10 protein-coding genes and 1 tRNA gene are annotated in these 12,396 nt (G+C 48.0%); 9 read left to right on the top strand and 2 right to left on the bottom strand.

Translation table 11 applies throughout. The features are described 5' to 3' along the window. Positions 1-171 precede the first annotated feature (171 nt). Positions 172-1,278: a chorismate synthase gene (gene aroC / locus ACY2VT_RS13135; RefSeq protein ID WP_461880190.1), complete on the bottom strand. Its 1,107-nt coding sequence runs from the start codon at positions 1,276-1,278 to the stop codon at positions 172-174. Positions 1,279-1,649: 371 nt separating this feature from the next. On the opposite strand from aroC, the gene ACY2VT_RS13130 reads away from it, so the two are divergent. From ACY2VT_RS13130 to ACY2VT_RS13120, 3 genes are read left to right on the top strand one after another with little or no spacing between them, the layout of a single operon-like run. Further along, positions 1,650-2,513 carry a hypothetical protein gene (locus tag ACY2VT_RS13130; protein WP_461877372.1) on the top strand — a complete coding sequence of 288 codons (864 nt, stop codon included), beginning with the start codon at positions 1,650-1,652 and terminating at the stop codon, positions 2,511-2,513. A gap of 27 nt (positions 2,514-2,540) precedes the next feature. Continuing rightward, positions 2,541-3,977 carry a pyruvate kinase gene (gene pyk / locus ACY2VT_RS13125; RefSeq protein ID WP_118595511.1) on the top strand — a complete coding sequence of 479 codons (1,437 nt, stop codon included), beginning with the start codon at positions 2,541-2,543 and terminating at the stop codon, positions 3,975-3,977. A gap of 23 nt (positions 3,978-4,000) precedes the next feature. Further along, positions 4,001-5,278 (top strand): diaminopimelate decarboxylase, encoded by a 1,278-nt coding sequence (locus ACY2VT_RS13120; protein WP_461880189.1) that lies wholly within the window; start codon positions 4,001-4,003, stop codon positions 5,276-5,278. 200 nt (positions 5,279-5,478) lie between these two features. Here ACY2VT_RS13120 and ACY2VT_RS13115 read toward each other — a convergent pair. Then, positions 5,479-5,561, bottom strand: a tRNA-Leu gene (locus ACY2VT_RS13115). A gap of 177 nt (positions 5,562-5,738) precedes the next feature. On the opposite strand from ACY2VT_RS13115, the gene ACY2VT_RS13110 reads away from it, so the two are divergent. From ACY2VT_RS13110 to radA, 6 genes are all read left to right on the top strand, one after another. Continuing rightward, positions 5,739-6,338, top strand: a complete 600-nt coding sequence (locus ACY2VT_RS13110; RefSeq protein WP_055228522.1) for a hypothetical protein — start codon at positions 5,739-5,741, stop codon at positions 6,336-6,338. Between the two features lie 25 nt (positions 6,339-6,363). After that, the gene (locus ACY2VT_RS13105; RefSeq protein ID WP_055228523.1) at positions 6,364-7,128 is read left to right on the top strand and encodes a type III pantothenate kinase; all 765 of its coding nucleotides are present in this window, start codon (positions 6,364-6,366) and stop codon (positions 7,126-7,128) included. A gap of 90 nt (positions 7,129-7,218) precedes the next feature. Continuing rightward, on the top strand, positions 7,219-7,602 hold the full coding sequence (locus tag ACY2VT_RS13100) for a GntR family transcriptional regulator (protein ID WP_055221433.1): 384 nt from the start codon (positions 7,219-7,221) through the stop codon (positions 7,600-7,602). Positions 7,603-7,621: 19 nt separating this feature from the next. Continuing rightward, positions 7,622-10,090: an ATP-dependent Clp protease ATP-binding subunit gene (locus ACY2VT_RS13095; protein ID WP_461880188.1), complete on the top strand. Its 2,469-nt coding sequence runs from the start codon at positions 7,622-7,624 to the stop codon at positions 10,088-10,090. A gap of 285 nt (positions 10,091-10,375) precedes the next feature. Beyond that, positions 10,376-10,789, top strand: coding sequence for a hypothetical protein (locus tag ACY2VT_RS13090; RefSeq protein ID WP_022462056.1), 414 nt, complete (start codon positions 10,376-10,378; stop codon positions 10,787-10,789). 72 nt (positions 10,790-10,861) lie between these two features. Next, positions 10,862-12,241, top strand: coding sequence for a DNA repair protein RadA (gene radA / locus ACY2VT_RS13085; protein WP_461880187.1), 1,380 nt, complete (start codon positions 10,862-10,864; stop codon positions 12,239-12,241). Positions 12,242-12,396: the final 155 nt, after the last annotated feature.

Genomic DNA, 12,396 nt, shown 5'->3' with positions numbered 1-12,396 from the left:
TTTGATTTCCTCATAATAATCGGTAAAGATTCTTTGTAAGATATTCATAAGTCTATTATGCAGGAAAAGAGGAAAAAAAGAAACCCCAACCCCTCAAGATTGAGGGGCAGGGGGAGTTGAATAGGCGAAGCCTATTTTTTATGTTGAAGCCAGAAAGAAGCGGTCCGGCCTTTAGTTTTCGTCCGGAGCCCAGATTTTCTTTACATTATCCATTTTGGCGCTCATGCCGACGAGCAGTGCGTCCGCCAGTACAAGAGCGGTCATGCATTCCACGACAACAACGGCGCGTGCAACGACGATCGGGTCGTGGCGGCCTTTGATTTCGATGGCAATGTTTTCACCGTTTTTGTTGATAGTCTGCTGGGAAGCTGCAACGGACGGAGTTGGTTTGAAGCCCGCGCGGACGACGATATCGCTTCCGTCGCTGATGCCGCCTAAAATACCGCCGGCGTGGTTGGCCAGCTTGACAATGGAGCCATCCGCGTTTACATGGAAGGCATCGTTATTGGTAAGTCCGGTAGCTGTGCAGACCGAGAAACCGTCTCCGATTTCCACGCCTTTTACGGCACCGATGGAGACGAGTGCTTTTGCAAGGTTGGCATCGAGCTTTTCAAACACCGGATCGCCGACGCCGGCCGGCATATGGTGAACGACACACTCGACCACACCGCCGACGGAATTCTTTTCCGCCATGGCTTTTGTTAAAAGCCCGGAAGCCTTTTCGGCAGCCGCTGCATCCGGCATATTTAAAGCGTTGTTTGCGATTTCAGCAGCGTCAAAAGACTGAATTTCCACATCGCCGATGGAGCGGGTGTACGCGGAAACGGTGATGCCAAGCTCAGAGAGCATTTTTGCAGCAATGGCACCGGCAGCCACGCGTGCGATCGTCTCGCGTCCCGAGGAGCGTCCGCCGCCGCGGTAGTCGCGGAAACCGTATTTTGCATCAAACGTATAGTCGGCGTGGCCTGGTCTGTAATAGGAAGCAATGTCGCTGTAATCTTTGGAATGCTGATCCTCATTCCATACCACCATGGAAATCGGGGTACCGGTCGTTTTTCCTTCAAAGGTGCCGGATAAAATCTGAACGGTATCGGATTCTTTCCGTTTTGTGGTAAAGCGGTTCTGTCCCGGCTTCCTGCGGTCGAGGTAAACCTGAATATCCTCGTCGGAAAGCGAAAGGCCGGCCGGCACTCCGTCCACAACAACGCCCACGCCTTTTCCATGAGACTCTCCCCAGGTGGTCAGTCTGAAGATGGTACCAAATGATGATCCTGCCATATATAAGGTCCTCCTGAATTTTTTCGTATATTTATAAAATAACTGGAAAAGATTTGATACCGTTCACTGGTACCCAGTAAACGGTATCATTCGCAGCCCTCATTTAAAGTTTTGCTTCGCAAAAGGAGGGCTGCTCACAACTGAATCACTTTCTTACGCAGCGAAACAGTAAATGTTTCACTGCTGAGTGAAAATTAACAAGTATTTCCAATAAATTATACCGGAAAGTAAAACATTCGTAAAGCTCTTTTTCAGAGACGAAATTCACCGTTATACCGTTTGACAAACGAAAAGGCAGCACGTATAATGAGAATGTATTTTCGGGCAGTGAAAGCCGGTGAAATAAAACAAACGAAAAAGGAAGAGTGTGCATGAATTTTTTAGACAAAATGGAGCGAAAATATGGGAGATACGCGTTAAGCCATCTGACGATGTACATTATCGTAACGTACATTGCGGGCTATATCATTCAGCTTGCGGCCCCCATTATGAGACAGTATCTGACACTGGAACCATATTATATTCTGCACGGACAGATCTGGCGTCTGGTGAGCTGGATTCTGATTCCGCCGAGCAGCCTTGATATCTTTACGATCATCATGCTGTTTTTCTATTACTCAATCGGAACAAGCCTTGAAAGAGCCTGGGGAGATTTCAAATATAACGTTTATATCTTTTCCGGCATTCTGATGACCATTATCGGTTCCTTCCTGCTGTATGGAATCTTATATGCAGTCAACGGATATCCGTCGCTGATGGGAACGGCATTCAGCACTTACTACATCAGCCTCTCGATTTTCCTCGGCTTTGCGATCAGCTTCCCGGATATGCAGGTATTGCTGTATTTCATTATTCCGATCAAAATCAAATGGCTGGCATATCTTGATGTAGCACTTCTTGCTTATAGCATGATTACCAGCATCATGAGCGGAAACTGGGCAGGATGTGTTGTTATTCTTTGTTCCCTTGCAAACGTCCTTGTGTTCTTCCTGATGACAAGAAAAGGAAAACGCGGCTCTTTCCAGCAGAACAGACGCCGGAAGGAATTCCAAAAGGCCGTTTCAAGAGGCGAAGCCGAATACCGCAATCCGAACGGGATCACAAAACACAAATGTGCGATCTGCGGCCGGACCGAAAAAGATGATCCGAATCTGGAGTTCCGTTTCTGTTCCCGATGCAACGGAAACTATGAATACTGCCAGGATCACCTGTTTACACATGAACATGTAAAGTAAAACGATAAATAAAAAAAGGAGAAAAGTATGAGAAGAACGAAAATTGTATGCACCATGGGACCAAATACCAACTCCCGTGACCTGATGAAAAAACTGATTGAAACCGGAATGGATGTTGCTCGTTTTAATTTTTCTCATGGAGACCACGATGAGCAGAAAATGCGTATGGATATGCTGAAAGAGCTTCGAAAAGAGCTGAAAACTCCTGTGGCAATCCTTCTGGATACCAAAGGACCGGAAATCCGTACCGGCGTTTTGAAAGATGGCAAAAAAGTAAATCTGGTAACCGGACAGACTTTTACCCTGACAACCGTTCAGGAGACCGGAGATGAAAATCACTGTTCGGTCAGCTACACCGGCCTTACCGACGATATCAAAGAGGGAGACACAATTCTGATCGATGATGGTCTGATCGGCCTGCGCGTAGAAAAAGTAAATGCACCGGAAATTGTCTGTACCGTAGTAAACGGCGGCGAGCTCGGAGAGAAGAAGGGTGTGAATGTACCAAACGTTTCGATCAATCTTCCGAACCTCACGGAGAAAGACAAAGGAGATCTTCTCTTTGGTATTGAACAGGATATTGATTTTGTAGCGGCTTCTTTTATCCGGAATGCAGAGGCAATTAACGAAATCCGTGAGTTCCTTGTGGCAAACGGAGGAGAGCGTATTGATATCATTGCCAAGATCGAAAATGCGGAGGGTGTGCAGAACATCGACAGCATCATCGATGCGGCAGATGGTGTGATGGTTGCAAGGGGAGACCTTGGTGTAGAAATTCCGGCGTGCCAGGTACCGCATGTACAGAAAATCATCATTGAAAAATGCAATCATAAATACAAACCGGTTATCACAGCAACCCAGATGCTGGATTCCATGATCCGGAACCCGCGTCCGACCCGTGCAGAGGTAGCCGATGTTGCGAATGCAATTTATGATGGAACGGATGCGATCATGCTCTCCGGCGAAACAGCAGCCGGAAAATATCCGATCGAGGCAGTTACCATGATGGGAGAGATTGCCGAGCAGACAGAGCGCTATCTGAAATTCGAAGATTACCGCGATGGAAAAGCGCTGGAAGGAAAGCTGAATGTTTCCGCAGCAGTCGGAAGTGCAGCCGTTTCTATGGTAGAACACATCAAAGCAGCCTGCATTGTGACTCCGACCATGTCCGGTCAGACCGCAAGACTGATTTCCAACCTTCGTCCGAGCGTACCGATTTACGGCGTTACCCCATATGAATGGGCAAGAAGAAAAATGCAGCTCTACTGGGGCGTTCGTCCGGTGACCGGATACGAGGAAGATTCTACGGAGAACATCATTTCGCATGCCATGTATATGGTGCGCCGTGAGGAGCTTGTAGAACGCGGCGATATGGTTATTTTTACGGCCGGAGACCCTGCCACCAACGAGGTGACGGGTGAAGGATATATGACAAACATGCTTCACATTATTCAGGCAAAATAAGCAGAAGAAGGAGACAAAAGAGAATGACGAAGAAGCCTTTTGTAACAAAAGAAAAACTGGAAGAAATCGCAGCAGCAGTACCAACTCCGTTTCACATTTACGATGAAAAAGGAATTCGTGAGAATGCGAAAGCGGTAAAGGAAGCTTTTTCCTGGAATCCGGGATTTCGTGAGTATTTTGCAGTGAAAGCGAACCCAAACCCGACACTGATCAAAATTCTGGGTGAATATGACTGCGGATGCGACTGCTCTTCTTACACAGAGCTGATGCTTTCCGATGCGATGGGATTTGAAAAAGATAAAATCATGTTTTCTTCCAACGTAACACCGGCTGCAGAGTATCAACTGGCTGCAGAGCTTGGTGCGATCATTAACCTTGATGATATTACCCATATTGATTTTCTTGAGAAAACATTAGGCTATATTCCGAAGAAAATCTGCTGCCGTTATAACCCGGGCGGACTGTTTAAAATCAGCACCGATATCATGGACAATCCGGGAGATGCCAAATACGGTATGACAACCGAGCAGATTTTCGAGGCATTCCGCATTTTGAAGGCAAAAGGGGCAGAAGAGTTCGGCATCCATTCCTTCCTTGCAAGTAATACCGTAACCAACGATTACTACCCGGTTCTGGCAAAAACACTGTTTGAGCTGGCTGTAAAGCTGCAGAAAGAGACAGGCGTAAAAATCAAATTCATCAATCTTTCCGGCGGTGTCGGAATCCCGTACAAACCGGGTCAGGAAGGCAATGACATCCGCGTGATTGGCGAGGGTGTACATAAAGTGTACGATGAAGTCCTCGTTCCGGCCGGCATGGGCGATGTTGCAATTTACACGGAGATGGGCCGTTTCATGATGGGACCGTACGGCGGACTCGTTACGCGCGCAATCCATCAGAAACACATTTACAAAGAGTATATCGGCTGTGATGCCTGCGCGGTCAACCTGATGAGACCGGCTATGTACGGCGCTTACCACCACATCACCGTGATGGGCAAAGAGGATCAGCCGTGCGACCACAAATATGACGTAACAGGTTCCCTGTGCGAGAACAACGATAAATTCGCGATCGACAGAATGCTGCCGGAAGTAGAGGTCGGAGATCTTCTCTTTATCCACGATACCGGTGCACACGGCTTTTCAATGGGCTACAACTATAACGGAAAATTAAAATCTGCAGAAGTTCTGCTCAAAGAGGACGGCAGCTTTGAAGTCATCCGCCGTGCAGAAACCCCGAAGGATTACTTCGCTACACTGGATGGAACACCGGAATATGAAAAGATGTTTGGAAATAAATAAGAGATAACAACAGAAAAACCCCTTTCAAAAAGAACCATGCGGCAGATGGCCGGTTCTTCGAAAGGGGTTTTCTTTCTTTTGAAAGCTGTTTTCTTGAATGGAAGACAATTTTTTGCTTTCCAGGAAAATTCCACGAAGTTTCCTGGAAAGTAAAAAAAAGATCTGCATCAACTTTCGTTTTTGCAGATCTTTTTTAGCTATGCCGCTGGCCGGACTCGAACCGGCACGGTTATTCACCGCTTGATTTTGAGTCAAGTGCGTCTACCAATTCCGCCACAGCGGCACGTTCTGATAATCAGAACAAAATATATTTTATCATAAAAGCGGGAAGGGCGCAAGAGGGAAATTTGGAATAATTAGGGTTGTGGAAAAACAGAGCGGAAAGATGGAGGGAGGGACTTTTCGAAGAAGAGAAGATATTGTATAATGGCAGGAAAGAGTGAGAAAGGAAGGGAATACTATGGCATCGCCTTATGGGCATTATGCTGAGATACTGGAAGATATATTAAAAGAACTGCAAAAAAGAAAGAGAAGAAAAAACCCTCCAAATCGGTTTCACTATAGAATAAATTTTAGAAGTGACCGTCGGCTGTTGGGAGTGGCGTATGGATTGATTGCAGTAACAATAATAGTTTATTTTTGGAACAGTGATGCAAACTGTGAAGTGATTATTGGCCATTATATTCTGAGTGCTGCGTTTACGATATGGGCAATTTTAGGGTATCTATACAGCAAAGGTACCTGGATCGATGTCATTGATGATGGAGAAAGAGAAGATTCCAGAATGATCATAAGGAACCCTTTTGAAGGGGAGAGGATTTTTATGATGAGTGAGATCGGTGAAGTAAAATTGGAAAAAGATACTGCTATGTATATTTATGATGCAGATGGAAATCTGGTGATCTCAATATCTGATACGGCAGATAATTTTGATCTGTTGGCTCAAAATCTGGAATGGCATAACAAAAAGATAAAAGAAGTCAGCAGGTTGGAAATGTTGAGAGCATTACCACGCGAGCTGATAAAAGAGATAAGGAAATCCAGACATAAGGAAAGATAATTTACCATACAGGAGGAAATCAATTATGATCCTTGCAATAGACATCGGCAACACCAATATCGTTCTCGGCTGTGTCGAAGGAAAAAAGACATTCTTCATCGAGCGCCTGTCCACCGACAAAGCCAAAACAGAACTGGAATACGCAGTCAGCCTGAAAAATGTGCTGGAAATTTATGAAATCCCTGTGAACCAGATCGAAGGCGGTATCATCTCCTCCGTCGTTCCGCAGGTAACGGAACTCTGCCGGAGTGCGGCAGAAAAAGTCATCAAAAAGCCGGTCAAAGTGGTTGGACCCGGTGTGAAGACAGGTCTTAATATCAAACTGGATGACCCCGCAACCGCAGGAAGCGATCTCGTTGTAGTAGCAGTAGCAGCCCTGAATGAATACACCTGCCCGCAGATCGTCATCGACATGGGAACCGCAACCACCATGAGTGTGCTCGACCAGAAAGGCTGCTTTATCGGCGGTGTTATTCTTCCAGGCTTACGCACCTCTCTGGATGCACTCGTATCAAACGCCGCGCAGCTCAGCCAGACCAGTCTTACCGCGCCGAAAAAAGTGATCGGCAAAAATACCCTGGACTGCCTGAGAGGCGGCATGATCTACGGAAACGCCGCCAGCATCGACGGCATGATCGAGCGGATGGAAGAAGAACTCGGCTGCAAATGCACCATCGTAGCCACCGGCGGCCTGGCGCAGGCTGTGATTCCGCACTGCCGACACAACATCATCATCGACGAGGATCTGCTCTTAAAAGGCCTTCAGATTATCTATGAAAAGAACAGATAAAGATCCGATTGCAAATCCGTTCATTGACAAAGTCTGCGGATTGTTATAACATATGTATAACAATACGATACGAGAAAGCAGGGTGTAACTATGTATTACGAGACAATACAGATCGATTTCAACAGCGATGAAGCGATCTATATCCAGCTGCGGAATCAGATCATTCTGGGTATCGCCACTTCGCGGATACAGGAAGGGGATACCTTACCATCCGTAAGGCAGCTCGCAGACAATATCGGAATCAACATGCATACCGTAAACAAAGCCTACAGCGTACTCCGTCAGGAGGGCCTCCTTTCGATAGACAGAAGAAAGGGTGCCGTCATCCGCATCGACGCGGACAAGCTGTACGCGATGCAGGAACTGCGCGAAGATCTGCAGGTCATTCTTGCAAAAGCCGTCTGCAAAAATATATCAAAAGAAGAAGTACATCAGCTTGTAGATGAAATTTACAGCAACTACGCAGACGAGTAAATAAGGAGATAATATTGTTATGAGAGAAGGATATACCAGTCAGGCAAAAAAAGCACTGGCATATGCGGTTAAGACAGCCGAAAAATGCGGACATAACTACGTGGGAACCGAACACCTTCTGATCGGCCTTCTGAATGTGGAGGATGGAACCGCAGGCATGGTGCTCACCGAGTTCCATGTAGATGCCGGACAGCTCACCGAGCTGATCGACCGTCTGATCGCACCGGGCGGCAATACAGCAACTGAATCACGTCCGGGCTATACCCCGAGAGTACGTCGTGTACTCGAAAATGCAGAAGCAGAGGCCGCACGCTTCAAAAGCAGAGCCGTAGGAACTGAGCATCTGTTGATTGCTATTTTAAAAGAGAGCGACTGCGTTGCCACCCGCTTACTTTTCACCATGGGCATCAACATTCAGAAATTATACAGCGCCATTCTCACCGCCATGGGCGAAGCACCGTCACAGGGCGGCATGAATGGAAATCCAAACGCCGGCCGCGGACCGCAGACAAGAGGCGGTGCATCGAACAGCGAAACACCGGCGCTCGATCAGTACAGCCGCGATCTCACCGAACTTGCGCGCGAAGGAAAACTCGACCCGGTTGTCGGCCGCAGCCAGGAAATTGAGCGTGTGATTCAGATCCTGAGCCGCCGGACAAAAAATAACCCTTGCCTCATTGGAGAGCCAGGTGTCGGAAAAACGGCGATTGCCGAAGGCCTTGCACAGCGCATCGCTCTTGGCATCGTGCCGGAAACCATCCGTGACAAGCGTGTTGTCGTTCTTGACCTCTCGGGAATGGTAGCCGGAAGCAAATACCGCGGTGAGTTCGAAGAGCGCATCAAACGAGTCGTCAAAGAAGTGACGGATAATGAAAACATTCTGCTGTTCATCGACGAGCTTCATACGATCATCGGAGCAGGCGGCGCAGAGGGAGCACTCGATGCATCCAACATTTTAAAACCGTCCCTGTCACGCGGAGAAATTCAGCTCATCGGTGCAACCACGCTCGAAGAATACCGTAAATACATCGAAAAAGATGCCGCATTGGAGCGTCGTTTCCAGCCGGTTAAAGTGGATGAGCCGACCGAAAGTGAAGCACTCGATATCTTAAAAGGACTGCGCCCGTACTATGAGCGTCATCACGGCGTGAAAATCACCGATGAAGCGCTCGAGGCAGCCGTAAAAATGAGCGTGCGCTACATCAACGACCGCTTCCTGCCGGATAAAGCCATCGATCTGATTGATGAGGCGTCCGCAGGTGTACAGCTTGCGGGCTATCAGGTGCCGGACAACATGGCAAAAGAGGAGCAGGCTCTGTTCGAAGTACAGAAAGAAAAAGAATCTGTCATCAGTGCAGGTGATTTTGAACAGGCAAAAGTGCTGCAGGCACGCCAGCAGGAGCTTGAGAAAGATCTTGAGCAGATCCGAAAACGCTTTGAGCGCCGCTGCAAGAATAAAAAACTGCAGGTAACCGAGGAAGAGATCGCAAAAACCGTATCGACCTGGACGAAAATCCCAGTACAGCGCCTCGCAGAAGGAGAATCCAAACGCCTGGCAAAATTGGAGCAGACCCTCCACAAACGTGTTGTTGGACAGGAAGAAGCCGTAACGGCTGTAGCAAAAGCCGTCAAACGGGGTAGAGTCGGATTAAAAGACCCGAACCGCCCGACCGGCTCATTTCTGTTCCTCGGCCCGACCGGAGTTGGCAAAACAGAACTTTCCAAAGCACTCGCAGAAGCAGTCTTCGGCACCGAGCAGGCCCTGATCCGCGTTGATATGTCGGAATACATGGAGAAACACAGCGTTTCCAAGCTGATCGGTTCCCCTCCGGGATACGTTGGCTACGAAGAGGGCGGCCAGCTCTCTGAAAAAGTGCGCCGCAATCCGTACAGCGTGATCCTGTTCGATGAGATCGAGAAAGCTCACCCGGATGTGTTCAACATTCTGCTGCAGGTACTCGACGATGGCCACATCACCGATGCGCAGGGCAGAAAAGTTGATTTCAAACAGACCTGTATCATCATGACATCCAACGCCGGGGCACAGAACATTGTTGCGCCGAAGCGACTTGGCTTCCTTTCGACAGAAGATGAGCGTAAGGACTATGAGTACATGAAGGGCCAGGTGATGGAAGAGGTGAAACGGATGTTCAAGCCGGAATTCCTGAACCGAATTGACGAAATCATCGTATTCCATCAGCTTACCAAGGCAGATATGAAGAAGATTCTGCAGATTCTTCTGAAAGATCTGGAACGCCGTTGCAAAGAACAGATGGATATCGAACTGAAAGTCCGTGACACCGTAAAAGAATATCTGGTGGAGAACAGCTTCGACAGTAAGTACGGTGCCCGCCCGTTAAAACGCGCGATCCAGAGCAAAATTGAGGATCCGCTCGCAGAAGCCATCCTGAACGGAGAAGTGAAAAAAGGCGATACCGTTGCGGTTGGAATGAGTAAGAAAGAGATTACTTTTAACACCAGTAGATAAGAAGTCCCCCGTTTCTAAAGTGATGGGATGAATTGTTAAAAAAACATAACGGCAGTGGCGGGCGGAGAGAAATCGGTATCCTCCACTGACATGAGGTGAGTCACAGTCGAACTATTTTCGACATGTCAGACTTCGTGAAAATACCGACTGTGAGTTGAAACAAGGTTCTTGAGAAAAATAATATAAAAAATCCATAAATCATATGGTAAAATCTTTTTGATTATGGTATGATTTTCACAAAGAAACGAAACACCACAAAAGATAAGACCAGGAGGGCATTTACAAATGTCAGTAGTAAAAGAATTAATCCGCACAGAGGCAGACGGAGGCATCAGCTTCGGAGATTATGAGCTTGCGGCAAAGGCAAAAAAATCTGATTTTGAGCACAGAGGAGATCTGTATAAAGTAAAAACCTTTAAGGAAATCACAAAGCTGGAGAGAAACGGACTGTTCGTATACGAATCCGTTCCGGGAACCGCAGTTACCGATCTGAACGTATTCGACGGCGGCATGACCTTCAAAGTAGAAGGACCGGAGGATGCACAGATCACCGTTGAAATGGAAGCAGAGACCGAATACAAGGTGTTGCTCGACGGTGTAAACGTTGGCCACATGACCACAAACCTCGGCGGAAAACTTTCCTTCAGCGTAGAGCTGGAAAAGGCAGAGGATGTAGCAGTAGAAATCGTAAAAGCATGATGAAATAAGAAAAGAAGGCTGTCGCAGAACGTGTGCGGCAGCTTTTTTGACAATTATAAGGGAGACACAACTATGGCAAAAGCAAAAAAAACAGCCTTTTTCTGCCAGAACTGCGGATATGAGTCAGCAAAATGGATGGGCCAGTGTCCGGCGTGCAGAGAATGGAATACGTTTGTGGAGGAACCGACGGCGGCCAAAACACCGGCGGGAAACCAGGGGCTCGGAAGCCACAGCGCAGCGGGCAGAAAGCCGGTGCATCTGACGGAAATTTCAACAGGAAAAGAAGAGCGTATCCCGACGGGAATCGGAGAACTCGATCGGGTGCTCGGCGGAGGAATCGTGCCGGGTTCCCTGACACTGGTCGGCGGCGATCCGGGAATTGGAAAATCCACACTCCTTCTGCAGGTGTGCCGCATGCTGTCCACAGCAGGACATCAGGTTTTATACATTTCCGGCGAGGAGTCCCTGCGCCAGATCAAACTGCGCGCCGTGCGGATCGGAGAATTTAATGAAAATCTGTCCCTTCTCTGTGAGACGAATCTTGACATCATCCGCGCCGTCATGGAAAAAGAGAAGCCGGAGATTGCCGTCATCGACTCGATCCAGACTATGTACAACGAGGAGGTCAGTTCCGCGCCGGGCAGTGTATCCCAGGTCCGGGAATCGACGAATGTGCTGATGCAGATTGCAAAGGGAATGGGAATTTCGATCTTTATCGTCGGTCATGTGACAAAAGACGGTAATGTGGCCGGCCCGCGTGTGCTGGAACACATGGTAGATACCGTGCTGTACTTCGAGGGCGACCGTCATGCGTCCTACCGGATTCTGCGCGGCGTCAAAAACCGTTTTGGTTCTACAAATGAGATCGGCGTCTTCGAAATGCAGACAGAGGGACTCGTGGAAGTGAAAAATCCATCGGAATACATGCTGAACGGACGGCCGGAGGGAGCTTCCGGTTCGGTTGTCGCATGTTCCATGGAGGGAACGCGCCCGATCCTGATCGAGATTCAGGCACTGGTCTGCCACAGCAATTTCGGAATCCCGCGCCGCACCGCAGCAGGATGCGATTTCAACCGCGTGAACCTGCTGATGGCAGTGCTGGAAAAACGCGCAAGAGTCAATCTCTCGACAAGCGATGCCTACGTCAACATCGCAGGCGGAATCAAGATGAATGAGCCGGCGATCGATCTTGGCATCGCACTTGCCGTCGTATCGAGCTACAAAGATCAGGTGATCGATGAAAAAACGGTCGTATTTGGCGAGGTCGGCTTAAGCGGTGAGGTCCGCGCCGTCAGCATGGCGGAACAGCGTGTACTGGAAGCAAAAAAACTGGGCTTCGAGCGGGTGATTTTACCTGCTGTCTGCATGAAGTCCGTGGAGAAAATCGGTGGAATCGCACTGATTCCGGTGGAAAATATTCAGGATGCGACTCTGCGCGTGGGGAAAAATTAGAATGAAGTTGTGGAAAAAGGACTGGCGTGTGATGCGTACGGTCCTTTTTAAAAAAATTCAGATAAAATACGAAATATGCAGAATTAACTATATTTTTCTAAAAATAAGAAAATTCGAAAAAAGGTGTTGACTTTTGCTTTTGACGGTGTTATTAT

Origin of the sequence: Fusicatenibacter sp. (assembly GCF_050872605.1) — a bacterium.
In the GTDB taxonomy this organism is placed as follows: Bacteria; Bacillota; Clostridia; order Lachnospirales; family Lachnospiraceae; genus Fusicatenibacter.
The sequence above is the reverse complement of the archived record's forward strand: the minus strand, read 5'-3'. Positions and strand labels throughout refer to the sequence as shown.